Here is a 25,342-nt window from a genome sequence, read left to right as displayed (position 1 = left end):
GCCACCCGAGGCGACCCGCGGCACTTGTCCCGGGGGCCCGCACGCAATCCGGAGGATCCGAGATCGTGACTACCCGACACGCCCCAGGGCGACGCAAGCAGGCACTGGCCGCCGCGGCCGTGGTCGCAGGACTGCTGACCACGGCGGCGTGCGGCGGAGGTGGCGGCGACAAGGCGGGCGCGGCCGGCTACGACGCCGCGACCACCAAGGTCGTGAACGCCGCCACGACGAAGGGCGCCCTGAGATTCGCCGGCACCCAGGACGGCGACTCGTGGGACACCACCCGCAGTTACTACGGCTTCGCCTGGAACTTCATGCGCTTCTACAGCCGCCAACTGGTCACCTACAAGACCGAACCCGGCAAGGCGGGTGCCGCGCTGACCCCCGACCTCGCCACCGACGGGGGCAGGGTCTCGGACGACGGCAAGACGTACACGTTCACCCTGCGCGACGAGGTCACGTGGGAGGACGGCAAGCCGATCACCTCCAAGGACGTCAAGTACGGCATCGAACGCCAATGGGCGCAGGACGTGTTGTCGGGCGGTCCGGTCTACCTCAAGGACGTCCTCGACCCCGACGGCGAGTACCACGGCCCCTACCGGGACGAGTCCGCCGACAAACTCGGCCTGAAGGCGATCGACACACCCGATGACAGGACCATCGTCTTCCGACTGCCGCAACCCAACAGCGACTTCCCGCAGATGCTCGCGATCCCGTCGGCCTCCCCGGTGCGCCAGGACAAGGACACCAAGTCCAAGTACGGCCTGCGCCCCTTCTCCAGCGGCCCGTACCGGTTCGAGTCGTACGAGCCGGGCAAGGGCTTGGAACTGGTCCGCAATCCGCAGTGGAAGGAGGCTTCGGACCCGGTCCGCAAGGCCTACCCGGACGCCGTGAGTGTCAAGTTCTTCTCCAACGCCAACGACATGGACCAGCGGCTGATCGCCGGCGACTACGACCTCGACCTCGGCCAGTCCGGCCTGTCGCCGCAGGGCCGCCAGACCGCACTCAAGCAGCACAAGGGCAACCTGGACAACCCGCTCTCCGGCTACGTCCGCTACGCGACCTTCCCGCAGAACGTGAAGCCGTTCGACAACGAGCACTGCCGCAAGGCGGTCATCCACGGGGCCGACCACCTGTCCCTGCAGACCGCGCGCGGCGGCCCCGTGGCCGGCGGCGACATCGGGACCAACATGTTGCCGCCGACGGTCCCCGGTTCCGAGGGACACAAGTACGACCCGTTCGACCTGGCCGGCGCCGACAGGAACGGCAACGTCGCCAAGGCCAAGCAGGAGTTGGCGGCCTGCGGCAAGCCGGACGGCTTCACCACCACGATCGCCGTCCGCAACAACAAGCCGGTCGAGGTGGCCACGGCCCAGTCCCTGCAGGCGTCGTTGAAGAAGATCGGCATCGACGCGCAGATCGACCAGTACGACGGCTCGCAGACCTCCGGCATCGTCGGCAGCCCCGACAACGTGGCGAAGAAGGGCTACGGCATCGTCATCGACGGCTGGGCCGCCGACTTCCCGTCCGTCCAGGGCTTCGGCCGGCCGCTGTGGGACGGCAAGTACGTCCTGGAGAGCGGCAACGTCAACTACGCCCTGATCAAGGACCAGGCGATCGACGACCTCTTCGACGCCTACGCCAAGGAGCCCGACGAGGGCAACAAGGGCCGCATCGCCGCGCAGATCAACCACCGGGTCATGGAGGGCGGGTACTACCTGCCCTTCACCTACGAGAAGTATCTGAACTGGCGCGGCGGCCGACTCACCAACGTCTACATGACGGACGCCTACAACGGCTACGACTTCGTCAGCCTCGGTCTGAACCCGACGAAGTCCGCGAAGTCGTCGGCGACTTCGCAGTGAACCCCGGCCACCCGTCGAACGGCACGAAAGGCAGGTGAAGGCCGGCGCGGCGTGACCGCGGGCCGTCAGTTGTGCTCACTTACCTCATCAGGCGGCTGTTCGCCGCCGCAGTGATGCTGGTGGTCATCATCATGGTGGTCTTCGGCATCTTCTTCCTCGTCCCCAAGTGGACGGGCGTCGACATCGCCGCGAGCTTCGTGGGCAAGCAGGCCGACCCCGCCGCCGTCGAGGCCGTGCGGGAGAAGCTCGGTCTGAGCGAACCCATCCACATCCAGGCATGGGAGTTCTTCAAGGGCATCTTCGCGGGCCGCACCTACTCGACCGGCGGCGACGTGGTGAACTGCTCCGCGCCGTGCTTCGGCTACTCGTTCAAGAGCGAACAGGCCGTCTGGCCGGTGTTGACCGACCGCTTCCCGGTGACCCTGGGGCTCGCGCTCGGCGCCGCCGTGTTGTGGCTGGTCTTCGGTGTCGCGGCGGGCGTACTCTCCGCGCTCAAGCGCGGCAGCCTGTGGGACCGCGGCGCGATGGTCGCCGCCCTCGCGGGAGTGTCCCTGCCCATCTACTTCACCGGCATGCTCTCCCTGGCGACCTTCGCGTTCGGACTCAAGTGGCTCGACGCGCAGTACGTGCCGTTCGGCCGGGATCCCGGCGGCTGGTTCGGCGGCATGATCCTGCCGTGGATCACCCTCGCCTTCCTGTACGCGGCGATGTACGCGCGGATCACCCGCGCCACGATGATGGAGGTCCTGGGCGAGGACTACATCCGTACCGCGCGCGCCAAGGGCCTGCCGGAGCGGACCGTCATCGGCAAGCACGCGATGCGCTCCACGATGACGCCGATCCTGACCATGCTGGGCATGGACCTCGGCGCGCTCATCGGCGGCGCGATCCTCACCGAGTCGACGTTCAACCTGCCCGGCCTCGGCCAAGCCGTGCTGAACGCCATCCGGAACCAGGACCTGCCGATCATCCTGGGCGTCGTCCTGATCACCTCCCTCTCGGTGCTGCTGGCCAACCTCCTGGTGGACGTGCTCTACGCCGTGATCGACCCCCGAGTGAGGCTCGCATGACCACCCCCGACACGAGCACCGCCGCATCCGACCGGCCCGCCGGCGCCTCGACCGCGCCGCGCCCCTTCCTGGACGTGCGCGACCTGCGGGTGCACTTCCCGACCGACGACGGCCTGGTCAAGTCCGTCGACGGGCTCAGCTTCCACCTGGAGAAGGGCCGGACGCTGGGCATCGTCGGCGAGTCGGGCTCCGGCAAGTCGGTGACCTCGCTCGGCATCATGGGCCTGCACACGACCGGGCAGTACGGCAGGCGCAAGGCGCGGATCTCGGGCGAGATCTGGCTGGGCGGCACCGAGTTGTTGTCGGCCGGACCCGAACACGTACGCAGGCTGCGGGGCCACCGGATGGCGATGATCTTCCAGGATCCGCTGTCCGCGCTGCACCCGTACTACACGATCGGCCGGCAGATCGTCGAGGCGTACCGGATCCACCACGACGTCGACCGCAAGACCGCCCGCAGACGGGCGGTGGAGATGCTCGACCGGGTCGGCATCCCGCAGCCGGACAAGCGGTTCGACGCCTACCCGCACGAGTTCTCCGGCGGCATGCGCCAGCGCGCGATGATCGCGATGTCCCTGGTGAACAACCCCGAACTGCTCATCGCGGACGAGCCCACCACCGCCCTCGACGTCACCGTCCAGGCGCAGATCCTCGACCTCGTCCTGGACCTGCAGAAGGAGTTCGGCTCCGCGGTCATCGTGATCACCCACGACCTGGGCGTCGTCGCCGAGCTCGCCGACGACATCCTGGTGATGTACGCCGGCCGCTGCGTCGAACGCGGCCCGGCGGAGCGGGTGTTCCATGAGCCCCAGCACCCCTATACGTGGGGCCTGCTCGGCTCGATGCCGCGCCTGGACCGCGAGCAGCAGGACCGGCTCGTCCCGGTCGAGGGCTCCCCGCCGTCCCTGATCAATCCGCCGTCCGGCTGCGCCTTCCACCCGCGTTGCCCGTACGCGGACGTGCCGAAGGACGACGTCACCCGCACGGTCCGCCCCGAACCCACCGAGGTCGGCGAGCGGCACTGGGCCGCCTGCCATCTGACCCGGGAGCAGCGGGAGCGGATCCGGGCCGAAGAGATTGCGCCGAGGTCGTGAGCGAGAACGCGGAGGACGACGCAGTGAACAACCCTGTGCAGGGCTACGGCGAACGGGCCGGTGGGGTCGGCTCGTCCGACACCGGCGAGGTCCTGTTGAAGGTGACCGGGCTGCAGAAGCACTTCCCGATCCGCAAGGGCCTCTTCCGGCGCCGGGCCGGCGCGGTGCGTGCCGTCGACGGCATCGACTTCGAGGTGCGCTCGGGCGAAACGCTGGGTGTGGTGGGCGAATCGGGCTGCGGCAAGTCGACGATGGGCCGGTTGATCACCCGCCTGCTCGAACCGACCTCGGGCACGATCGAGTTCGAGGGCGAGGACATCACGCGCCTCGGCGTGCGGGGCATGCGCCCGCTGCGCCGGGACGTGCAGATGATCTTCCAGGACCCGTACTCGTCGTTGAACCCGCGCCACACCACGGGCACGATCATCGGCGCCCCCTTCCGGCTCCAGGGGGTCGAGCCCGAGGGCGGGATCAAGAAGGAGGTACAGCGACTGTTGTCGGTGGTCGGCCTCAGTCCCGAGCACTACAACCGCTACCCGAACGAGTTCTCCGGCGGTCAGCGCCAGCGCATCGGCATCGCCCGCGCGCTGGCCCTCAGGCCGAAGCTGGTGGTGGCGGACGAGCCGGTGTCCGCGCTCGACGTGTCGATCCAGGCCCAGGTCGTCAACCTCATGGACGACCTGCAGCGCGAACTGGGCCTGACCTACGTGATCATCGCGCACGACCTGTCCGTGGTCCGGCACGTCTCGGACCGGATCGCGGTGATGTACCTCGGCAGGATCGTCGAACTCGCCGACCGGGAGCTGCTCTACCGGGCGCCGATGCACCCGTATACGAAGGCGCTGATGTCGGCCGTCCCGATCCCGGATCCGCGGCGCAGAAAGGACCGGAGCGAGCGCGTGCGGCTCGAAGGCGACGTGCCCTCGCCGATCGACCCGCCGAGCGGCTGCCGCTTCCATACCCGGTGCTGGAAGGCGACGTGGGTCTGTACGACGGCCGAGCCGCCGTTGGAGGAGCTGCGGCCGGGGCAACAGGTGGCCTGCCATCACCCGGAGAACACCGCCGAGCAGGCCCCGCAGGACACCGGCGCGGCCACGCCGGCACGGGCGGCGCCGACTCGTCGGTAACACCCGTGCGGGCGGGGCCGAGGGCCCCGGATAAGTTGACCTTCGTGCTCCACGGACGAACATCCCACACCGCCGCCCTCGAAGCCCTGATCCGCGCCGCCGCCCGGGGCCACGGGGGCGCGATCGTGCTGGTCGGCGACATCGGTACCGGAAAAAGCGCCCTGCTGGACGCCGCCGCCGAAACCGCGAGGGACCTGCGGACGCTGCGCGACGCGAGGGCGGAGTCCGGGACGGGGGCACCGCGCGGCGCCGATGCGGACGCCGCGACGGGGCTGCGCGTGCCGCACGGCGCCGGGGCGGAGGCCGGGACCGGGCTGCGAGTGGCGCGCGGCGCTGACGCGGACGCCGATGCCGCGACGGGGCCGCCCGTGCCGCGTGGTGCCGATGGGGTGGCCGGGGTGCGGGTGTTGCGGGGGGTTGGGGTCGAGTCGGAGGCTCGGTTGGCGTATGCGGGGCTGCATGTCGTGCTTCGGGAGGCGTTGCATCTGGCCGACCGGCTTCCCCGGCATCAGGGCGAGGCGCTGCGCCACGCCGTGCACGGGACCGCGGCGGATCCGGCCGTGCCGGGCGACTACGACCGGTTCCTCGTCGGCGCCGCCGCGCTCAGTCTGCTCGGCGAACTCGCCGACGAGCAGCCGCTGCTCGTGCTCGTCGACGACGCGCACTGGCTCGACCAGGAGAGCGCCGACGCGCTGCTGTTCGCCGCACGCCGGCTCGCGGCCGAACCCGTGGCGATCGTTTTCGCCGCGCGCGACGGGTCGGCCGACTTCGACGCGCCGGGGCTGCCCGTGCACCGCCTGGAGCCGCTCGACGACGACGCCGGCACCGCGCTGCTCGACCGGCACGCCCCCGGCCTCACCCCGGCCGTACGCCGCAGGCTGCTGCGCCGGGCGGCCGGCAATCCGCTCGCCCTGGTCGAACTCGCCGCCGCGCTCACGCCCGGCCTGCGCACCGAGGCGGACCTGCTCGACGACCACGAGATCGCCGTGCTGCCCGCGTCCTGGCGGGTGCGACGCCTGTACGACGAACGTATCGCGACCCTGCCCGCCGCCACCCGCACCCTCCTGACCCTCGCCGCGGCCGACGACACCGGCGACCCCGCCCTCGTACTGCGCGCGGGACGCGAACTCGGCGCCGCGCCCGACGATCTCGAACCCGCCGAACAGGCGGGGCTGATCCACCTCACCCCCACGCACCTCGCCTTCCACCATCCGCTCGCCCGCGCGGCGGCCTATCACGGCGCCACGCTCGGCCGGCGCAACGCCGCCCACCACGCGCTCGCCGCGGCGCTGCCCGAGAGCGACCGCGACCGGCAGACCTGGCACCTGGCCGCCGCCACGGTCGGCCACGACGCCGCCGTGGCCGACCGGCTCGAGGAGACGGCCGAACACTTCCGCGCCCGGGGTGGGCGGGCGACGGTCGCCACCGCGTACCGACGAGCGGCCCAACTCACCGAGGACCCGCGACTGCGCGCCCACCGGCTCACCCAGGCCGCGCTCGCCGCCGCCGAGGCGGGTCGCCCCGAGACCGCCGCCGCGCTCGCCGAGGCCGCCGCGCCGTACGCCGACGGTCCGGCGGTTACCGCCAGGCTCGCGTCGATCCGCGCCACCGTCGAACACACCGCCGGACGCCCCGACGCCGCCCGCCTCATCCTCGTCGAGGCCGCTCGCACCACCGCACCCCACGATCCGGACACCGCCGCCGGAATCCTCTTCGAGGCCGTCGCCGCCGCCTGGGACACCCCGGATCCGGCCGGCGCCACCACCGGCATCCTCGATACGCTCGCGGGCCTCGACTTCGGCGCCGGCCCCGCGCACGCCGGAGCCCTCGCCCTCCACCACCTCGCCGCCGGAAACCCCGAGGCCGGCCACCCCCTCCTGCGCCGCTTCACCGACGGCACGCGGGCCACGGGCGGCACCCGCCCGCTCGCGGACGAAACCCGCCTCCAGGGCTGGGACATGCTCCTCGGCGACTACCGGGGCGTACACGACCGAGCCGAGATCCTCGAACGGCAGGCCCGCGAGCAGGGCGCGATCGGCATCCTGCCCACGCTGCTGCTCCGGCTCGCCCGCTGCCGCCTGTTCCTCGGCCGCCACGAGCACGCGCACAGCACCGCCGTCGAGGGCCTCGACATCGCCCGAAGCACCGCCAACCACCACCACGAGGCCATGCTCCACGGCGTACTCGCCGTCCTCGCCGCGATCGACGGCGACGAGGACGGGTATCACGCCGCCGCCCGCCACGCCGGCGCCGGCGGCGGGCCCGCCGTCTGGACGGCCTGCGCGGAAGCCCTCCTCGACCTCGGCCGGGGCCGCCACGAAACCGCGCTGACCCGGCTCACCGACATCGCCGACGGCCCCCGCGCCCACGTCGCCGTCGCCATCCACGGCCTGGCCGACCACGTCGAGGCCGCCGCCCGCCTCGGCCGTCCCGACCAAGCCCGGCGCACCGCCGAGCGGTTCACCACGTGGGCGCACGGCACCGGCACCCCGTGGGCGCACGCCGTCGCGCTGCGCTGCCGGGCCCTCCTCGCCGCCGACGACACCGCCGGCGACCTGTACCGGTCCGCCCTCGAAGCCCACCGCGGCGACGGCCGGCCCTTCGAAGCCGCCCGCACCGAACTCCTCTACGGCGAATGGCTGCGCCGCAACCGCCAGCGCGCCGCCGCCCGCACCCGCCTCACGGCCGCCCTCACCGTCTTCGAAACGCTCCGGGCCGGCCCGTGGCAACACCGCGCCGCCGCCGAACTCCGCGCCGCCGGCGCCCCCGCGGCCGGCCCGGTCGACACCGGCGGCCACGCCGACGCCACCGCGCGGCTCACCCCGCAGGAGCTGCACGTCGCCCGCCTGGCCGCCACCGGGCTCAGCAACCGCGACATCGGCGCCCGCCTGTTCCTCAGCCCCCGCACCGTCGGCTACCACCTCTCCAACGCCTACCCCAAACTCGGCATCACCTCCCGCGCCGCCCTGGGCACCCTCGACTGGCCGACCACCTGACCCACCGCCCGGGAGATCGCAAGGGCATCCGCGAAGATCGACGCCACCCCGGTACACACCCCGGTCATTCGACGGATCCGCCGCACCCCGCGCCCCCCTACTGTCGTGCCCGCAACGCCGATCACCACCGGATCGGCCCACGAACCCACACGCACCAGGGGCACACCATGAAGGTCCTCGTCCTCGGCTCCACCGGCTACATCGGCACCGCCGTCACCCGCCGCCTCATCGAGGACGGCCACACCGTCGTCCCGTTCCTCAAGACCGGCACCCCGTCCGAGCCCGGCGTCGACGCCCGCTTCGGCGACCTCACCGACCCGGACAGCCTCGTCGACGCCATCACCGACGACATCGAGGCCGTCGTCAACCTCGCCACTCCCACCGGCGACGAACAGGCCGACGCCGCCGCCGTCGACGCCCTCACCGCACCGCTGCACGGCACCGGCCGCGCCTTCGTCTACACCAGCGGCATCTGGGTGCTCGGCGCCACCGGCGACCACGCCGTCGACGAGGACGCCCCCACCAACGCGATCGACATCGTCGGCTACCGCCCCCGCATCGAGCAGCAGGTCCTGGCCGCCGCCCGGAACGACGTCCGCAGCGCCGTCATCCGCCCCGGCATCGCGTACGGCCACGGCGGCGGCATACCCGCGCTCATGCTCGGCTGGGCCAAGGAGCACGGCACCGGCCGCTACGTCGGAACGCCGGGCACCCGCTGGCCGATGGTCCACATCGACGACCTCGCCACCCTGTACTCCCTCGTCCTCGCCAAGGCCGACGCCGGCACCCTCTGGCACGGCGTCGCCGTCCAGGCCGTCGCCACCCCAGCACTCGCCGCAGCCGTCGACGTCGCCGCCGGCGGTGTCGGCCGCGCCGAGCCCTGGCCGCTCGAACAGGCCGCCGAAGCCCTCGGGTTCCCGTTCGCCGAGGCGCTCGCGCTCGACCAGACCATCTCCGGCGAGCGCGCCATGCGCCTGCTCGGCTGGCGGCCCACCCAGGCCCACCCGACCACCGACCTCACCGCCGACACCCGTGCCTGACACCGACAACGCGCCGGCCGCCACCGCCGCCCGGCGCACCTATCCCGGCGCCCATCTCCCCATCTGCACCGCCTGCGGCACCCAGTACGCCGACCCCCGCCCCGACTGCCCCGTCTGTCGGGACGACCGCCAGTACGTCCCCGTCGCCGGCCAGCGGTGGACCACCCTCGCCGAACTGCACGCCGCGGGCCACACCGCGAAGTTCGCCGAGCAGGGCCCCGACGTCCTCGGTATCGGCACCACGGAGTCCATCGCCATCGGCCAACGCGCACTGCTCCTGCGCACCACCGAGGGCAACATCCTCTGGGACTGCCCGCCCTACCTGGACGACTCCATCGTCGAGGCCGTCGCCGACCTCGGCGGCATCACCGCCATCGCGATCAGCCACCCGCACTTCTACTCCGTGATGGTCGAGTGGGCGCACGCCTTCGACGCACCCGTGCACCTGCACGAAGCGGACCGCTCCTGGGTCGGGCGCCCCGACCCCGCGCTGCGTTTCTGGTCCGGCGAGACCCATCGGCTGACCGACGAACTCACGCTGATCAACCCGAGGATCCACTTCCCGGGCAGCGCCGTCCTGCACTGGAGCGCGGGCGGCGGGGCGCTGTTCTCGGGCGACGTCCTCAACGTCTGCCCGGACTGCCGCTGGATCACCGTGATGCACAGCTACGCCAACCACATCCCCGAACACCCCGACGCCGTCCGCCACGCCGCCGAACTGCTCGGCCGCCACCGCTTCGAACGCATCTACGGCGCCTGGTGGGACCGCGTGGTCACCGCCGACGGCAACGCGGTCCTGCGCCGCTCCGTCGACCGCTACCTCGCCTGGGAGGGCGCCACGACGGACCGTACCGCCTGACCGCACCGCCCGATCACGCGTCGTCGCGGCGGAGCCGAACCCGGCTCCGCCGCGGCGATGTCGCGCGTCAGCGCAGGTCGCGCAGGAGCCTGCTCATGATGGCGTCCACCCGGTCCGAGTCGAACGACTCCGAGCCGATCAGCAGCGTCACCGCCCGTCGGCCGTCGTCGGTGACGGCGTTCCGGAACTTGTGGCCACTCGACATGCTGCCGCTGTGTCCCCACAACACGAAGCCCGGGTAGGGCTCGTGGCGCTCGACACCCAGCCCGTAGCGCTCGTTCGCGACGTCCTCCGCGACCGTGCGCTTCAGCTCCGCGAGTTGCGCCGGGGCCAGCAGCTTCCCGGTCAACAGCGCGGTCCAGAAGGCGGTGGTGTCCGTGCCGTCGGAGATCAGCGCGCCCGACGCGTCGGCCTCCGAGGTGTTCCACTCGGTCCGGTCCACCAGGGTCTTGCCCCGCTGCGCGTAGCCGCGCAACTCCGGCTTGGGCAGCGTGGTGCGATCGCCGGCCCATGAGGTCTCGCACAGTCCGAGCGGTTCGATGATCCGCTCCTCGATCTCGGTGGCGATGGTGCGGCCCGTGACCTCCTTGACGATCAGACCGACCAGGTTGTAATTCGTGTTGGAGTAGGCGAAGCCCGACGGCGCGCGCTCGGGCCTGGGCAGGGCGAGCGCCTGCCGGACCGTCCGCAGGGGCTCGATGTGATCCCAGCGGTGCGCGTCCTCGTCCTCCCAGAACGGCGCGTCCAGGTAGTCGGGCAGGCCGCTGGTGTGCTGCAGAAGCTGTCGGATCGTGATGGTGCGCCCGTCGTAGAGCCTGGTGCGGATCAGACCCGGCAGGTAGTCGTCCACGGTGTCGTCGAGGGCGATCCGGCCCTCCCCGACGAGTTGCAGCACGACCGTGGCCGTCCAGGTCTTGGTGTCGCTGCCGATGCGGCTGTGCTCGTCGCCGACGACCTTGCGGCCCGTTCCGCGATCGGCGACACCGACACCGCCCGTTCGGACCCCGCAGTTCGGGCTCTTCACCGTCACGCTCATCCCCGTGGCGCCGACACCTTCCAATGCCTTCATCGCCGTCCGGATGGGCGTGGTGTCACACTGCGGCGCCGCGCCCGCCTTCACCGGCACCGTCAACAAAGACGCCGCACACGCCAGGGCCACGACCGCACTCGTCCTGTATCGCACAATGTCTCCTTCTGCAGCACTTATACGTGTGCCGTAATCGATAACGCCCGACGGATACGGATTTCGATATCGGCGAGCGGGCAAACGGTCGACGGTCACCTGTGGCATTCGGCTCGTCACGGCCGGCTGCGGTCGGTTGCGCTCCATGGGGTCACAGCGGGTACGGTCACCGGAAGTGCCCGCCGCACGCCTGCCGAATTGTGCATGCGGAAAGCGTGGCGCCCGGATCGGCCGGGGGCATGTGACGCCGGTCCAGAGATTCCCCGAATGCTTTGTGTGTCCGGCCAAAGAGGTGAGAATGCTCGGTACCGGGGTTCCCGATCTCGGACAGGTCCTGGAGGTATTGGGCTCGTCACTGTTGCGGCCGTTGACCGAACCGCCGGAAAAGCCGGTCCCGGTCTCGGGCGTACTCATCCTCGAACGACGCGCCCCGCTCCCCCTCCCCGCCGTCACCGACGCGATCCTGCTCGCCGTCGGCGTGGGGATGGACGAGGCGCGGACGATGGACCTGATCGGCTCGGCGGCCCAGGCCGGGTACACGTGCGTGGTGGTGAAGAGCTTCGGCGAGCCGGTCACCGCGTTGGTGGAGGCCGCCCGGCAGGCCGGCATCGTGCTCCTGGCCGCCAACGAGGCGGTGGCCTGGCACCACCTGGACGCCATGATCTCCTCGGCCCTGACCCCCGCCGTGCGCTTCGGGCAGGCCGCCGGCGCCGCCGCCTTCGGCGACCTGTTCGCGCTGGCCAACGCGATCGCCGGGATGGTCGGCGGAGCCACCGTGATCGAGGATCCGCATCGGCGCATCCTCGCCTACTCGACCCTGCCCGGCCAGGCCGTCGACGAGGGCCGCCGGCAGGGCATCCTCGGCCTCCAGGTGCCCGACGGCCCGGACTACGACGAGCAGTACCGGGTGCTCACCCGGCTCGGGCGCACCTGCCGATTCCCCGCCGTGCCCGGCGGACTTCCCCGGCTCGGCGTGGCCGTGCGCGTGGGCAGCGAGGTGCTGGGGTCGATCTGGGTCGTCGACGCCGGCGAACACCTGGACTCCGTCGCCGAACAAGCCCTGTCCGATGTGGCGGACAACGTCGCGCTGCACCTGCTCGCGGCCCGCACCACCGAATCCGCCGTCCGGCGCAGGTACGCCGACCTGCTGCGGCGACTGCTGGCCGACCCGAGCAGTGTCACGGCGGTGGCCCCACAGCTCGGTCTGGACCCGAACCTGCCCGTCGCCATGGCCGCGTTCGCCGTCGCCTCGGTCGACACCGAGGACGCGCTCACCGCACACGCGGCCACCCGGCTGGCGGACCTGGTCAGCCTGCACTGCGAGGCGCGCTACGGCAGGCACGGCTGCGCGTTGATCGACGGAACGGTCTACGCGCTGCTCCCGAGCGAACCGTCGCCGAACGCGCACCGCGAACTCGTCTCCTACATCGCACGGCGGGCGCACAGCGCGCTGCGGGTGCCCGTGCGGGCCGGACTCGGCGCGCTCGTCCAGGAATTGCGCTCGATCGAGAGTTCGCGCGCCGACGCGGATCTGGTGCTGCGGGCGCTGTCCGAGCGGCCGGGTGAGCCGGAGCCGTGCCAGGTGGCCTCGATCGACGAGATGTGGGCCGGCGCGACACTGTCCGCGCTGGCCGCGATGCTGGCCACGCACGAGGTGGTCCCCCGCAGGCTCGGACCGGCGATCCGCGCCCACGACCTCGAACACGGCACCACCTACGCGTCGACCATCCTCGCCTACCTGGACGCCGACGGCGATGTCGCCGCCGCCTCGCAGCTGCTGTCCGTACACCCGAACACGATCCGCTACCGGCTGTCCCGGGCCACGGAGATCTTCGGATTCGATCTCGCCGACCCGGACGAACGCCTGGTGTTGTGGCTGCGATTGCGCCTCGGCGGCCGGCTCGACTGGTAGACCCCTCGCCCCGTGGTCACCGGGCTCTGGTAGGCATGGCCCATGTCGAACTACGACGGCGACGAGCGGTTCGCCGGACTGCCCATGGCCGAGCTCAACCCGTCGGCGAATCCCAAGGCCACGCGGGCCGAGAACGCGGCGGCGAGGAACGCGAGGCCGCTGCCCGCGGCGGCCGACGCGGCGTGGCGGCTGCGGATCGAGGGGTATCGGAGCACGGAGACGTTCACCGAGCACGTCGCGCGTTTCCTCGACACCGTCGACACCACGCGGGTCACCGCCCTGCTGGTCGGCATGTGGGAGCCGGGCGAGAGCTCGAAGGAGGCGGTGCGCTCGCTCGTCGACGCCGCCGACCGGCTGCCCGCGCTGCGCCACCTCTACTTCGGCGACATCGCGCAGGAGGAGAACGAGATCTCGTGGATCCTCCAGTCCGACATCACGCCGCTGTTCGAGGCGTTTCCCCGGCTGGAGACGTTGATCGTCCAGGGCGGCCAGGACCTCGTGCTGGAGCCCGTGCGGCACGAGAGCCTGCGGCACCTGGAGTTCCGCACCGGCGGACTCCCCGCCCGCGTGGTGCGCGCGGTCGGCGCGAGCACCTTCCCGGCGCTGCGCACGCTGGAGTTGTGGTTGGGCACCGACGAGTACGGCGGCGACGCGACCGTCCGCGACATCGAGGGCATCCTGCGCGCCGGCGGCCTGCCCGCGCTCACCCGGCTGGGCCTGATGAACAGCGAGATCCAGGACGAGGTCGCGGCGGCGGTCTCGGCGTCCCCCGTCCTCGGGCGGCTGACCGAACTCGACCTGTCCATGGGCGCGTTGGGCAACGAGGGCGCCGAGGCGCTGCTCCTCGGCCAGCCCCTCGGACACCTGCGGGTGCTGGACCTCAGCCACCACTTCATCACCCCCGCCATGCAGGAGCGACTCACCGCGGCCCTCGCGACACCCGGCCTCAGGCTCGACCTCGGCGACCCGCAGCAGCCCGACGAAGACGGCGAGGAGACCTGGCGCTACATCGCCGTCGCCGAGTAAGCGACCCGCAGCGCCGTTGCCGAGTAAGCGACCCGCTCGCCCCGCACACCGCCCTCCGGCCGAACGCACTCCGCCGCCCGGCCGTCCGAACCCGCCCGGAAACCAGGAACAGCACATGTCACTCTACGAGTTCACCTCACACTTCGGCGGCCTCCCCGTCGCCGACCTCCGGCCCCGCGGCTCCACCGCCACGTCGATCACGCCGGGCGACGCGCCGGACGCCGTCGCCTGGCGAATCCGGGTGGACCCGTGGGAACACGAGGAGGCCGAATTCGAGAAGCACTTCCGGTACTTCCTCGACACCGTGGACACCACCCGGGTCACCGCGCTGCTGTGTGGGTGCTGGACCGACGACCTGTCCGCCGAGAGTCCCGCGCTCGGGCTCCTGGTGGAGCACGCGGACCGGTTCCCGAACCTGCGTCACCTGTTCCTCGGCGACGTCGTCCAGGAGGAGTCCGAGATCTCGTGGATGAACATCGGCACCCTCACCCCGGTGCTGCACGCATACCCGCGGCTCGAAGAACTCGTCGTGCGGGGCGGCGCCTTCGACGGCAACCCGGATGTCGCGCCGGCGCTGGAGCCGCTGCGGCACGACGCGCTGCGTGCCCTGCGGTTCGAGAGCGGCGGCCTGTCCGCACGCCTCGTCGGCGCCATCGGCCTCTGCGACCTCCCGGCGCTGGAGAACCTGGAGCTCTGGCTGGGCATCAACCAGTACGACGGCACCGCGACCGTCGACGACCTCGCGGAGTTGTTGTCCGGCGTACGCGTCCCGGCGCTGCGCCGGCTCGGCCTGATGAACAGTGAAATCCAGGACGCCGTGGCCGCGGCCGTGGCCGCCGCGCCGCTGACCGCCCGTCTGGAATCCCTCGACCTGTCGATGGGGACCCTGGGCGACGAGGGCGTCGAGGCGCTGCTCGCGGGTCAGCCGCTCACCCACCTGAAGACGCTGCGCATCAACCACCACTTCGTGTCCGACACGATGGCCGCGCGCCTGCGCGAGGCGCTCCGCCCGCACGGGGTCACCGTCGACATCGGTCGCGCCGAGGAGCTGCGGGACTGGGGCTCGGGCCGCTACGTCGAGGTCTCCGAATGACCCGCCGCGCGGGAGTGGCGGCGTGAGCGAACGTCCTGCCGTCACCGTCGTGGGCAATCCCGGCCACCGCCGCGTGGCCGGGTTCGCCGCGGCGGCCGAGGCCGCGGAGCTGCCCGAACCGCGACTGGTCGCCTGGCGCGACGTCCTCACCCGGGAGCCGCTCGCCTTCGCCGCCGGGCCGGTGCGGATCGACTCGCCGGGCGAGGACGCGGACGTGCACACGCTGCTGAGCGGCGCGCCCGCCGACCCGTTCCGGGTCGAGGGCGGCAGCGCCCGGCATGCCGCGTTCGTCGCCGCCCTCGCGCGGATCGAGGCCGCCGTGGCGGCTTCCCCCGGGGCATGGCCGGTGAACGACGCCGGGGAGATCGCGGTGATGTTCGACAAGCGCCGGGCGCACGCGGTGTTGGCGGCGCGTGGCGTTGCGCTGCCGCCCGCGCTGACCGGGCCCGGGACGGCGCCGGTGCGCTCGTACGCCGATCTGCGGCGGCGGATGGCCGACGCGCGCTGCCCTCGGGTGTTCGTCAAGCCGCCGCACGGGTCGTCGGCGTCCGGTGTGGTGGCCCTGGAGACGCACGGGACGACGCGTGTCCAGGCGACGACGTCCGTCGAACTCGTGCGCGAGGCGGGCGGCGTCGCCCTGTACAACTCGCTGCGGATCAGCAGATATCGGGACGAGGCCGATATCGCGCCGCTCGTGGACGCGCTCGGCGCGGACTGCGACGCGGGCGGCCTGCACGTCGAGGCGTGGTTGCCGAAGCTGACCCTGGACGGGCGCGCGACCGACCTGCGCGTCCTGGTCGTCGCGGGGCGGGCCACGCACGTCGTGGCCCGGTCGAGCAGGTCGCCGATGACGAACCTGCACCTGGGCAACGCGCGCGGCGACGTCGCGGCGGTGCGCGGCGCGGTCGGGGAGGACGCGTGGGCGCGGGCGATGGCGACCTGCGTCCGGGCGGCCGGGTGTTTCCCCCGTACGCTGCACGTCGGCGTCGACCTGTTGTTCGCGGTGGACCGGCGCCGGCACGCCGTGGGTGAGGTCAACGCGTTCGGGGATCTGCTGCCGGGTGTGCTGCATCAGGGGCGGGACACCTGGGGGGAGCAGGTCCACGCGCTGGTGGCAGGTTGGCGGCCGGCCGGATCCACCGGCGCGGCGCCACGAGACGAGGATCGAGTTCCGTGCCCGAGATGACGACACCACCATCGCCCGAACCCGGGGATCGGGGCGGCCGGTCCGCGCCTGTGGACATGAACGCCGTCGTCGGCCGGCACGACCTGCTGATGGTGACCCTGGACACGCTGCGCTACGACGTCGCCGCCGAACTCGTCGCCGCGGGGCGCCTGCCCAACCTGGCGCGGGTGCTCCCGGACGGCCGGTGGGAGCGCCGGCACACGCCGGGGAGCTTCACGTTCGCCGCGCACACCGCCTTCCTCGCCGGCTTCCTGCCGACGCCGGTGGGTCAGGGTCCGCATCCGCGGTTGTTCGCCGCCCGGTTCGGCGGGAGCGAGTCGACCGCGTCACACACGTGGGTCTTCGACGACGCGGACCTGCCCACCGCGCTGGCCGCGGCGGGCTACCACACGGCCTGTATCGGCGGCGTCGGGTTCTTCAACAAGCGGGGCGCGCTCGGCTCGGTGTTGCCCGGCATGTTCGCGGAGAGCCACTGGGATCCGGAACTCGGCGTCGCCTCGCCCACCTCGTTCGAGGCCCAGGTCGCGTGCGCCGAGCGGGTGGTCGGCGCGCTGGACCCCGACCGGAGGTTGTTCCTGATGCTCAACGTCTCGGCGCTGCACCAGCCGAACTGGTTCCACCTGGCGGGCGCCGACCCGGCCGACGGGGACACCCGGGAGACGCACGCCGCAGCGCTGGAGTACGTGGACCGGCACATCGGCCGGCTGTTCCGGGCGATGAGCAGCCGCCGTCCGTGTTTCGCGATCGTCACGTCCGACCACGGCACGGCCTACGGCGAGGACGGCTACACCGGCCATCGGCTCGGCCACGAGGTGGTGTGGACGGTCCCGTACGCCCACTTCACCCTCGCCTCCGGCGAGTGGTGAGCACGATCCCGGGCGGACCGGAACGGGCCCGGCCGGCGACGGTGTCGGGCCCGGGTGCCCACCGTGTCGGGTCCGCCGCCTAGGCTCGCGGAGTTCGCCGCACCACCCGTCGTACGTCCGGAGGTACCCGTCCATGGCCCCGACCGCCGCCGAGGCCCCGTCCGTGTCCATCGGGTCCCCGTACACCGGATACGTCTACTCGTACCCGCACAAGACCGCCTATCGGCCGCTCGAACCCGCGCCCGCGCTGCGCGGGGTGTGGGCGGGACAGGACCTGTCCGCGCTGTTCCTGTACCTGCACATACCGTTCTGCGAGATGCGCTGCGGGTTTTGCAACCTGTTCACCCGCACCGGCGCGCCGCAGGAGTTGGTGGCGCGCTACCTGGACGCCCTGGAGCGGCAGGCGCACGCGGTACGCGAGGCCGTGCCCGACGCGCGCTTCGCGGTCGGGGCGATCGGCGGCGGCACGCCGACCTACCTGGAAGCCGCCGAGCTGACCCGGATGTTCCGCATCGCCGCCGAGGTGATGGGCGCCGAGTTCGGATCCATGCCGCTGTCCGTGGAGACGTCGCCGGCGACCGCGACGCCCGACCGGCTCGCGGTCCTGGCCGCGCACGGCACGACCCGGGTGAGCATCGGCGTGCAGTCGTTCCTCGACGCGGAGGCACGGGCCGCCGGGCGGCCGCAGAAGCGTGCCGAGGTCGAGGCGGCGCTCACCGCGATCCGCGAGGCGGCCGTCCCGACGCTGAACATCGACCTGATCTACGGCATCGACGGCCAGACGCACGCCAGTTGGCTCGGCTCCCTCGACGCGGCGCTCGCCTGGCGGCCCGAGGAGATCTACCTGTACCCGCTGTACGTGCGCCCGCTCACCGGCCTGGGCCGACGCGCCGTCTCGCGCGCCGACTGGGACGACGACCGGCTCGCGCTCTATCGCGCGGGCCGCGACCACCTGCGCGCGGCCGGATACGAGCAGGTTTCGATGCGGATGTTCCGCCGTGCCGGTGCTCCGGCCGACGTGGACACCGGATACCGGTGCCAGCGCGACGGGATGGTGGGGCTCGGCTGCGGGGCCCGATCGTACACGAGCGAGCTGCACTATTCGTTCGACTACGCGGTGAACGTGGGCGAGGTCCGCGGCATCATCGACGAGTACGTGGCCCTGGACCGGGACGCCTTCTCCCGGGCCCGGTTCGGCTACCGCCTCGACGCGGCCGAGCAACGACGCAGGTACCTGCTGACCTCGCTGCTCCAGGTCGACGGCCTGGACGTCGCCGAGTACCGCGCCCGGTTCGCCTCCGACGCGGTCGCGGACTTCGCCCGAGAGCTGGAACCCCTCGCCGATGGCGGCCTGTTGAGCGTCGACGCGGATCGCGTCGTGCTCACCGAGGACGGCCTCGCCTGGTCCGACGCCATCGGCCCGGCGCTGTTCTCCTCGGCCACGGCGGCGCTCATGGACGGGTATCGGGCGCGGTGAGCGTGCCGCTGTCGCTCTCCCTCGCCTCGGCCCGGGAAACCGCGCGGCCGTTGACGATCCTGTATCGCGGGCCGCTCGCCTCCTGCGACTACGACTGCGGCTACTGCCCGTTCGCCAAACGCCGCGACTCGCGTGCGGAACTCCTGGCCGACCGCGAGGCGTTGGCGCGCTTCGCGGGCTGGATCGCGGCGGCCCCGGAGCGGATCTCGGTGTTGTTCACGCCGTGGGGCGAGGCACTGGTCCGGCCCTGGTACCGGCGTACCCTGGCCGAGTTGTCCCACCTGCCGAACGTCGACCGCGTCGCCGTGCAGACCAACCTGGGCGCCCGACCGTCGTGGACCGAGGCGGCGGACCTGCGGCGGTTGGCGCTGTGGGGGACGTACCACCCGGACCAGGTCCCGTACGAGCGCTTCCTCGGTCGTTGCCGCGAACTCCGCGCGCGCGGCGTGCGCTTCGCCGTCGGGATCGTCGGGCTGCCCGAACACCTGGCCGCCGCCCGGAGGTTGCGCGGCGACCTGCCGGCCGAGGTGTACCTGTGGGTGAACGCCGCCGAGGGCCGCACGTACACCGACGCCGAGGCCGAGGCGTGGACCGACCTCGACCCGCACTTCGGCTTCAGCCGGCACGCCCACGTCTCGGCGGGCGCGGCGTGCCGGACCGGGGACACGGTGGTCAGCGTCGACGGCGACGGCGTGGTGCGTCGTTGCCACTTCGTCCCCGAGGTGCTGGGCAACCTCTACGACGGCTCGTTCCGCGCGGCCCTGGGGCGCCGCCCGTGCCCGCGCGCGCTGTGCGACTGCCACATCGGCTACGTCCACATGGACGCGCTGCCGCTGTACGACGTCTTCGCGGGCGGGATCCTGGAGCGCATTCCGGCGGGGTACGGCACCGGGACGCGCCCCCACGGCGACGCGGCCCGACTCCCGACCGGTGCCGGAGCGGAACCCGCTTGATTCCGCTGCCTGTCGTCTCGTCGGCGGCTCAGGTCTCCCGGGCCGGGCGGTATTGCTGTTCGGTCAGGCCGAAGGTCCAGGCGACGCCGGCGCGGGCGGTGCGCGTGGTCGGCGGCACGCGCAGCCAGTAGACGCGGACCGAACCGTCGGGCTCGGGCGTGGAGTTGAGCACCTCGACCATCACGATCGGCTCGTCGCCGGGCAGTTCGATGCGCCACAACACGCCGGTCTCGTCGCGGTGCAGCGGGCGGGCGCCCACCTCGGCGAGGTAGCGGTCGTAGCCGTAGATCTCCAGCATCACGCGGCGGAGTTCGGCGTTGTCCTCGTCGCGGATCCGCTGGGCGTTCAGCGCGCCGCCGGCCGGGCCGAGGGTGCTCACGAAGTCGGCCGGCACGGGCATGCCGCGCCACGCGTGCAGCGCGAAGCCGTCGGGGAAGGCCAGCGCGGCGCCCTCGCCGTTGTGCAGGCGCGCGGACTCGTCGCGGTGCAGCACGGTGGGGCGTTCGGCGACCAGGACTACGTTCTCGTACGGCCACCACCAGCCCGCGGACCGCGCGACCTCGGCGACCGCGTCCAGCGCGGCCGCCGACGGGGAGTCGTCCAGTCGCGGGAAGCACCGCCGCAGGCCGTCGAACGCGGCGAGCCAGGCGGCGTCGTGCTGGCCGCCGAGCGCGTCGAGGGTCGCGGCGCGGGCCTCCCGGGCCACGGGCGCCGTCGGGGTGACCGTGCCCCGCCGGGCCGGGCCGCGGTCGGTGCCGGTCGCGGACAGCACGGCCTCCTCGATGCCGTCGCGGATGCGCGCGGACAGGCTCGTGGTCGGGTCCCACAGGCGTTCGGCGATCTCCCCCCACGCCTGCGCCCAGCCGGTGTGGCCGAGCAGCGCGACCGCGTCGGCCCGGGCGCGCTCCCAACTCGCCGACCGAATCCGGTCGCGCACGCTCGCCCCGGCGCGCGATGCCATGGGGGCGCGCACGGGCAGCCGCAGCGCGGCCAACTCCTGCGGCTTGAACGCGCCGGACACCACGGTCGCGGCCACGGCGGCGGCGAGCGGAGAGTCGTACCACAGGATCTTGCCGGGTTCGGCCAGCCCGGCGGCCCGGTAGGCGGCCCGGATGCCGCGCTCGGCGGCGTCCCGATCGGCGGGCCGCGCGGCCGCGGCGACCTCGGCCCACCCGTCGGCGGACTCGGCGAGGGTCGCCCGGTGCGCGAGCGTGAGCTGCGGGAAGACGGTCGGGGCGGCGATCACGAAAGGCTCCCGGGGAAGTGGCGGTCGGCGGTCGGGGCGGCGGGTCAGTCCGCGATGATGCGGACGGCGCCCGGGATGTATTCGCGCTGGCGGACCACCTTGTACCAGCCCTTGGGCAGCGAGATCGTCGCGTGCTCCTCGTGCACGAGCCGGGTGGGCGCGTCGAGCTTGAGGTGGCCGATGGTGGTCGGCTCCGGGTCGAGGAACAACGTGCCGGCCCCCACCACGGCGTGTGCGTGTCCGGTGACCTCACCCAGCGCGAGCACGATCCGACCGCGCCCGTCGCGCGGCTTGGCCGGCAACCCGGTCACCCCGACGGGCACCGCGCCCTCGTCGACGGGAAGCAGCAGAATGTCACCCTGGCGATACATGAATTCCCCTCACGACTCCGCGAATTCGAGGCCCACCCCCGACACCCCGAACGCTACGCGCCCCAACCGACAAGCCACGCGACGCCGAACGCCGCCCGGGCGGCTCACGCCTGCGCAGCGGCCTCCTCGGCGGCGCGGGTGAGCAGGCGTTGCTCCTCGTCCGATGTGAGCGGGACCTCCAGGACGCGCAGCCAGTCCGCGAGTTCGCCGTCGCGGAGCGGGCGGTGCTCGGTGGGCGCGTCGGTTCGGCGCACCGTCAGCGCGGCGTGGGTGACGGTGACGTGCCGGTCGGGCAGGTGGCGGGTGATCATCAGAGTGCGCTTGAAGTGCGACGTCGGATGGGTGCTCGTGTAGTAGTGGGCGATCTCGACATCGACCGGCAGCACGAGCAGTTCGTCGACGGAGTGCATCATCTGCCAGCCGCCGTCGCGCCAACGGCGCATCCGCCACACCTCGTCCTCGCGGTCGACGCGGTAGCGCCAACCGAGGTGGTCGTCGTGCGCGCCGTGCGCCACCGGTATCGGGCGCAGCACGCTCATCCCGAACCCCGGGTCGCACAGCAGCCGTTGTCCGTCCAGGGTGACCTCGACGGCCATGTGGGTCCGGCCCTGCAGACTGCCGTCGGCCGGATCGCCGACCCGCCCGAGCCGGCGGATCACGTGGTAGCCCAGCCGCTCCAGCGCGGCCGCGAAGAGCGTCGAGTGCTCGAAGCAGTAGCCGCCCCGCCCCCGGCCGACGAACTTCTCCTGCACGGCCGCCAGATCCACCCCGCCGGGCTGCCCGAGAAACACGTCGATGTCGTCGAACGTGAACGTGCGGACATGCGCCTCGTGCAACTCGTCCAACGCCTCCCGCCCCGGCGCCCTCGCCGGAAGCCCGAGCCGCCCGAGATAGCCGCCGAGGTCGAGATCGTCCACCTGCCAAATGTCGGTACTCACGGGTCCAAGTCAACCAGTGCCGGCCGGCGGCGCCCCGGCGGGCCCGCGGGTACGCCTGGTGGCGTCGGTCGGGAGGGGGTCCGGGACGACGACCGGTCGCCGTCAACCGCGACGGCTCTCCCCGCCCCTGCCACCCGCGAGCCGGCACACCAGCGCGTCGACGGGTGCGATGGAGTCCTCCACGGCGAGCCGCGCGGCGATCGCGCCGGCGCGGTCGCGGTAGCGCGGCCGGCCCGTGGCCTCGACGAGGGCCGCCCGCAGGCCGTCCGCGGAGAGCCGGCGCAGCGGCACCGCGCCCGGTGCGACACCGAGTCGCACGAGCCGATCGCTCCAGAAGGCGCCGTCGAGCTGGATCGGCACGGGTACGCTCGGCACGCCCGCACGCAGCCCGGCGGCGGCGGTGCCGGCCCCGGCGTGGTGGACGACCGCGGCCACGCGGGGGAACAGCAGGTGGTGGGGGACGTCGTCGATGGTGAGCATGTCGTCGCCCGTGGCGCCGAGATCGGCCCACCCCCGCTGCACGATCCCGCGCAGACCCGCGGCGCGCAGCGCGCATACCACCTGCTCACCGACCCGTCCGGGATCGGGAACGGTGGCGCTGCCCAGGCCGACGAACACCGGCGGCGGACCGGCCCGGAGGAAATCCTCGACGGTCGAAGGCAGTTCGCGCGCGTCGTACGGCCACCAGTACCCGACCGGATCCAACCCCGGACGCCAGTCCGCGGGCCGCGGCACGACGATCGGGCTGTACCCGTACACCACCGACCAGCCTCGACGCTCCCGCGCCCGGCGCGCCGTGGTCGGTCCGGCAGCCGGCAGTCCCAGGCGTTTGCGGAGGTCGCGGGTCACATCGGTGTAGACCCGGTCGAGAGCAACGTCGACGGCATGCGCGGCCAGCCGATTGCCCACCCCGCCCAAGGAGCGTTCCGACACCATCGCCGGCGCGAACTCCCGTGTGGGGTGCAGCGGTTGCAGATAGGCCCCCGCGCACGGCACCCCCAACCCCAGGGCGATCGTGCACGCCGCCGGCGCCAGCGACGCCGACGCCACGATCACGTCGTGCCCCTGCGCGGCCTCGACCAGGCCATCGGCCATCTCGCACGCCAACGAACGGGCCAGCGCGAGCACCCGAACCAGCTTCCCCGCACCGGTGTTGCTGCGATGCAGCGCCCGGCCCCGCTCCGAGTGCATCTGCTCCTGCGGATCGATCGGCAACGCACGGAACCGCATCCCCGTATCCGCCACCAACGGCTCGAACCGCCCGTGCGTCACAAGGGTCACCTTGTGCCCGGCGGCAAGAAGTCCGGCCCCCAGCCCGGTGAACGGAGCGACATCACCCTGGGAACCCGACGTCATGAGAGCAACACGCATAGCGACACTATCCTCCGCCCCCTCCACCCACCCAAACCCCGACCCACCCCTCACCCACAAGGCAAGTCCCCTAAAAGCAGCCCCGTTTCGCCCCTGCGGAGGGTCGTGACGGCGATGCGGTCGGCCGGTTTCGGGCGAGGTGGGCCGTAGGTAGGGGGCGGGGCTTCGCGGCATGTCACTCGAAAGTGGGGTTTCGATGGGGTTTGTCGTAGTGAGTCGGGGCGGCGTCGTCACTCTGATGCCATGGGCAACCCTCGATGTGCGGCTCGCTATCTGCTGGTGGTGTGCGTCTGTGTGCCGGTCCTGGTCGCGAGTGGTGCGGCGTTCGAGGCGTCGGCCGATGACGCGGTCGCGGTGACCGTGTCGGCCGCCGACCGGCCACCCGACGGGACTGGGCCCGGCACGACGCGCACGGAGGTACACGCCGGCCGGGTGCACGTCGTGCACCAGCCGGGGGTGGTGACCTCGGTCCGGATCGGCGACGACATCGCGGTGACCGTACGACCCGGATGCCCGAGCCGGCCGGCCACACCCCCGCCCACGTCCCGGCCGTCCCGGCCACCGAGCGCCCACCCGCCGTCGACCGAGCGGGCCCCGGCCGCACCGATCCGGACCGGAGCGCCGCCTCCCGCCGCGCCCGCCGGCGCCAACGCCCCCGCCCGTGCCCCCGTCGAGGCGGCCCCCACCCCGGAGCCGCCGAACACCCGGGCGCCCTCCGCCGAACCACCACCCGCGTCCCGGCCCGCGCGACTCGCCGCCGCGCCGCCCGACGATGACGACGCCGCACCCTCGGGCTTCGCCGACGGGTTCGCCCAGGCTCTTGTCGTATCGATCCTCCCCGCCGCCCTCGCCGCGCTGCTGCCGGGCCCGAGCCGACGCGGAGCGCGCCCGTGATCCTGTGGATCCTCGCCGCCCTGCTCGGCGCCGGCGTCGCGGCGGGAGCCCTCGTGCTCCTGAGCCGCGGCGAGAAGACGAGGGTGAGCGGAACCGACGGTCAACTGTTGTCCTTCTGCGGCGGCGCCGTGTTGTCCTCCTTCGTGCTCCTGACGAGCTTTCAGATCGTCGGCGCGTGGGACCTCCAGGCCACGGTCCGCCAACACGCGAGCGACGAAGCCCGGGTGCTGACCAAGACCTACGCGGCGGCCGGCGCGCTCCCGCCCTCCGATCGCGAGGCCGTGCGCGCCGGACTGCGCGACTACACCCACACGGTGATCGACCAGGAGTGGCCGGCACTGGCCGACGGGCACGACACCGCGCGCGCATGGCGCCAACTCGACCTGATCGCCTCCCGCGTCGCCGCCCTCGCCGCCACGGCGCACGACCGGACCGCCGACACCGAGGCGGCGGTGGCCGACCTGTACGTCAAACGCCACGCCCGCCTCGCCGACCCGTCCTCGATCACCCCGATCGTGCTCCCGGTCGCGATGATCGTCACCGGCGTCTTCGCGATCGTCTTCCCGGCCCTGGTCGGCCCGACCGCGGATCGCCGCCACACGACCGCGCTGGCCTTCGTCGGCGCGATCATCGCCTTCGCCGTCCTGTTCGTCCTACAACTGCGCAACCCCTATACCGACCCGCTGGCCGTACACCCGACCTCCTTCCGCACGGCCCTGACCCGCTACACCCAACTGGGCTGACACCCCGCTCCACACAGGCCGGGTCAGGGCAC

At 72.7% G+C, this 25,342-nt stretch carries 21 protein-coding genes; 16 read left to right on the top strand and 5 right to left on the bottom strand.

Going from position 1 to position 25,342, the window contains the following annotated elements:
• The first annotated feature begins 65 nt into the window (after positions 1 to 65).
• From ACMXN5_RS45450 to ACMXN5_RS45420, 7 genes are all read left to right on the top strand, one after another.
• Positions 66 to 1,865 carry an ABC transporter substrate-binding protein gene (locus tag ACMXN5_RS45450; RefSeq protein ID WP_439680733.1) on the top strand — a complete coding sequence of 600 codons (1,800 nt, stop codon included), beginning with the start codon at positions 66 to 68 and terminating at the stop codon, positions 1,863 to 1,865.
• A 71-nt stretch (positions 1,866 to 1,936) separates the two neighbouring features.
• A complete protein-coding gene (locus ACMXN5_RS45445) occupies positions 1,937 to 2,935 on the top strand; it encodes an ABC transporter permease (protein ID WP_439680732.1) in 999 nt (332 codons plus the stop codon).
• Positions 2,932 to 4,029, top strand: coding sequence for an ABC transporter ATP-binding protein (locus tag ACMXN5_RS45440; protein WP_439680731.1), 1,098 nt, complete (start codon positions 2,932 to 2,934; stop codon positions 4,027 to 4,029). The genes ACMXN5_RS45445 and ACMXN5_RS45440 overlap by 4 nt, the downstream gene beginning before the upstream one ends.
• Before the next feature lie 23 nt (positions 4,030 to 4,052).
• Positions 4,053 to 5,156 (top strand): ABC transporter ATP-binding protein, encoded by a 1,104-nt coding sequence (locus ACMXN5_RS45435; RefSeq protein WP_439680730.1) that lies wholly within the window; start codon positions 4,053 to 4,055, stop codon positions 5,154 to 5,156.
• A gap of 44 nt (positions 5,157 to 5,200) precedes the next feature.
• On the top strand, positions 5,201 to 8,152 hold the full coding sequence (locus ACMXN5_RS45430) for a LuxR C-terminal-related transcriptional regulator (RefSeq protein ID WP_439680729.1): 2,952 nt from the start codon (positions 5,201 to 5,203) through the stop codon (positions 8,150 to 8,152).
• Between the two features lie 167 nt (positions 8,153 to 8,319).
• Positions 8,320 to 9,192 (top strand): NAD-dependent epimerase/dehydratase family protein, encoded by an 873-nt coding sequence (locus ACMXN5_RS45425; protein WP_439680728.1) that lies wholly within the window; start codon positions 8,320 to 8,322, stop codon positions 9,190 to 9,192.
• A complete protein-coding gene (locus ACMXN5_RS45420; protein ID WP_395798599.1) occupies positions 9,185 to 10,051 on the top strand; it encodes an MBL fold metallo-hydrolase in 867 nt (288 codons plus the stop codon). Before ACMXN5_RS45425 ends, ACMXN5_RS45420 begins: the two co-directional genes overlap by 8 nt.
• A 67-nt stretch (positions 10,052 to 10,118) precedes the next feature.
• On the opposite strand, the gene ACMXN5_RS45415 is transcribed toward ACMXN5_RS45420, so the two are convergent.
• Positions 10,119 to 11,234, bottom strand: coding sequence for a serine hydrolase domain-containing protein (locus ACMXN5_RS45415; protein ID WP_439680727.1), 1,116 nt, complete (start codon positions 11,232 to 11,234; stop codon positions 10,119 to 10,121).
• 298 nt (positions 11,235 to 11,532) lie between these two features.
• Between ACMXN5_RS45415 and ACMXN5_RS45410 the strand changes: the two genes are divergently transcribed.
• The 7 genes from ACMXN5_RS45410 to ACMXN5_RS45380 all read left to right on the top strand — a co-directional run bounded on the left by ACMXN5_RS45410 (position 11,533) and on the right by ACMXN5_RS45380 (position 19,747).
• Positions 11,533 to 13,146: a PucR family transcriptional regulator gene (locus ACMXN5_RS45410; RefSeq protein WP_439680726.1), complete on the top strand. Its 1,614-nt coding sequence runs from the start codon at positions 11,533 to 11,535 to the stop codon at positions 13,144 to 13,146.
• 42 nt (positions 13,147 to 13,188) lie between these two features.
• A complete protein-coding gene (locus tag ACMXN5_RS45405; RefSeq protein WP_439680725.1) occupies positions 13,189 to 14,172 on the top strand; it encodes an STM4015 family protein in 984 nt (327 codons plus the stop codon).
• Positions 14,173 to 14,287: 115 nt separating this feature from the next.
• Positions 14,288 to 15,265: an STM4015 family protein gene (locus tag ACMXN5_RS45400; RefSeq protein WP_439680724.1), complete on the top strand. Its 978-nt coding sequence runs from the start codon at positions 14,288 to 14,290 to the stop codon at positions 15,263 to 15,265.
• Between the two features lie 22 nt (positions 15,266 to 15,287).
• A complete protein-coding gene (locus ACMXN5_RS45395; RefSeq protein WP_439680723.1) occupies positions 15,288 to 16,451 on the top strand; it encodes an STM4014 family protein in 1,164 nt (387 codons plus the stop codon).
• A gap of 56 nt (positions 16,452 to 16,507) precedes the next feature.
• Positions 16,508 to 17,317 carry an STM4013/SEN3800 family hydrolase gene (locus ACMXN5_RS45390; RefSeq protein WP_439680722.1) on the top strand — a complete coding sequence of 270 codons (810 nt, stop codon included), beginning with the start codon at positions 16,508 to 16,510 and terminating at the stop codon, positions 17,315 to 17,317.
• A 133-nt stretch (positions 17,318 to 17,450) separates the two neighbouring features.
• Positions 17,451 to 18,794: an STM4012 family radical SAM protein gene (locus tag ACMXN5_RS45385; protein ID WP_439680721.1), complete on the top strand. Its 1,344-nt coding sequence runs from the start codon at positions 17,451 to 17,453 to the stop codon at positions 18,792 to 18,794.
• Positions 18,791 to 19,747 carry an STM4011 family radical SAM protein gene (locus ACMXN5_RS45380; protein ID WP_439680720.1) on the top strand — a complete coding sequence of 319 codons (957 nt, stop codon included), beginning with the start codon at positions 18,791 to 18,793 and terminating at the stop codon, positions 19,745 to 19,747. Before ACMXN5_RS45385 ends, ACMXN5_RS45380 begins: the two co-directional genes overlap by 4 nt.
• Before the next feature lie 28 nt (positions 19,748 to 19,775).
• Here the strand turns inward: ACMXN5_RS45380 and ACMXN5_RS45375 are convergent, their stop codons facing one another.
• The 4 genes from ACMXN5_RS45375 to ACMXN5_RS45360 all read right to left on the bottom strand — a co-directional run bounded on the left by ACMXN5_RS45375 (position 19,776) and on the right by ACMXN5_RS45360 (position 23,673).
• Complete coding sequence (locus ACMXN5_RS45375; protein ID WP_439680719.1) at positions 19,776 to 20,993, bottom strand: DUF6745 domain-containing protein; 1,218 nt, start codon at positions 20,991 to 20,993, stop codon at positions 19,776 to 19,778.
• Positions 20,994 to 21,037: 44 nt separating this feature from the next.
• A complete protein-coding gene (locus tag ACMXN5_RS45370; RefSeq protein WP_126637880.1) occupies positions 21,038 to 21,364 on the bottom strand; it encodes a hypothetical protein in 327 nt (108 codons plus the stop codon).
• 104 nt (positions 21,365 to 21,468) lie between these two features.
• The gene (locus tag ACMXN5_RS45365; protein ID WP_439680718.1) at positions 21,469 to 22,302 is read right to left on the bottom strand and encodes an arylamine N-acetyltransferase family protein; all 834 of its coding nucleotides are present in this window, start codon (positions 22,300 to 22,302) and stop codon (positions 21,469 to 21,471) included.
• A gap of 102 nt (positions 22,303 to 22,404) precedes the next feature.
• Positions 22,405 to 23,673 carry a glycosyltransferase gene (locus ACMXN5_RS45360; RefSeq protein ID WP_439680717.1) on the bottom strand — a complete coding sequence of 423 codons (1,269 nt, stop codon included), beginning with the start codon at positions 23,671 to 23,673 and terminating at the stop codon, positions 22,405 to 22,407.
• A gap of 243 nt (positions 23,674 to 23,916) precedes the next feature.
• On the opposite strand from ACMXN5_RS45360, the gene ACMXN5_RS45355 reads away from it, so the two are divergent.
• A complete protein-coding gene (locus ACMXN5_RS45355; RefSeq protein WP_439680716.1) occupies positions 23,917 to 24,567 on the top strand; it encodes a hypothetical protein in 651 nt (216 codons plus the stop codon).
• Positions 24,564 to 25,310, top strand: a complete 747-nt coding sequence (locus ACMXN5_RS45350; protein ID WP_439680715.1) for a hypothetical protein — start codon at positions 24,564 to 24,566, stop codon at positions 25,308 to 25,310. Before ACMXN5_RS45355 ends, ACMXN5_RS45350 begins: the two co-directional genes overlap by 4 nt.
• Positions 25,311 to 25,342 lie beyond the last annotated feature (32 nt).

Origin of the sequence: Embleya australiensis, assembly GCF_051903075.1 — a bacterium.
In the GTDB taxonomy this organism is placed as follows: domain Bacteria; phylum Actinomycetota; class Actinomycetes; order Streptomycetales; family Streptomycetaceae; genus Embleya.
The sequence above is the reverse complement of the archived record's forward strand: the minus strand, read 5'-3'. Positions and strand labels throughout refer to the sequence as shown.

Excerpts from the sequence above, each read along its gene's own strand:
- ACMXN5_RS45440 (WP_439680731.1), top strand. The coding sequence starts at position 2,932 with ATGACCACCCCCGACACGAGCACCGCCGCATCCGACCGGCCCGCCGGC.
- ACMXN5_RS45425 (WP_439680728.1), top strand. The coding sequence starts at position 8,320 with ATGAAGGTCCTCGTCCTCGGCTCCACCGGCTACATCGGCACCGCCGTC.
- ACMXN5_RS45410 (WP_439680726.1), top strand. The coding sequence starts at position 11,533 with ATGCTCGGTACCGGGGTTCCCGATCTCGGACAGGTCCTGGAGGTATTG.
- ACMXN5_RS45405 (WP_439680725.1), top strand. The coding sequence starts at position 13,189 with ATGTCGAACTACGACGGCGACGAGCGGTTCGCCGGACTGCCCATGGCC.
- ACMXN5_RS45400 (WP_439680724.1), top strand. The coding sequence starts at position 14,288 with ATGTCACTCTACGAGTTCACCTCACACTTCGGCGGCCTCCCCGTCGCC.
- ACMXN5_RS45390 (WP_439680722.1), top strand. The coding sequence starts at position 16,508 with ATGAACGCCGTCGTCGGCCGGCACGACCTGCTGATGGTGACCCTGGAC.
- ACMXN5_RS45385 (WP_439680721.1), top strand. The coding sequence starts at position 17,451 with ATGGCCCCGACCGCCGCCGAGGCCCCGTCCGTGTCCATCGGGTCCCCG.
- ACMXN5_RS45370 (WP_126637880.1), bottom strand. The coding sequence starts at position 21,364 with ATGTATCGCCAGGGTGACATTCTGCTGCTTCCCGTCGACGAGGGCGCG.
- ACMXN5_RS45360 (WP_439680717.1), bottom strand. The coding sequence starts at position 23,673 with ATGCGTGTTGCTCTCATGACGTCGGGTTCCCAGGGTGATGTCGCTCCG.
- ACMXN5_RS45355 (WP_439680716.1), top strand. The coding sequence starts at position 23,917 with ATGGGCAACCCTCGATGTGCGGCTCGCTATCTGCTGGTGGTGTGCGTC.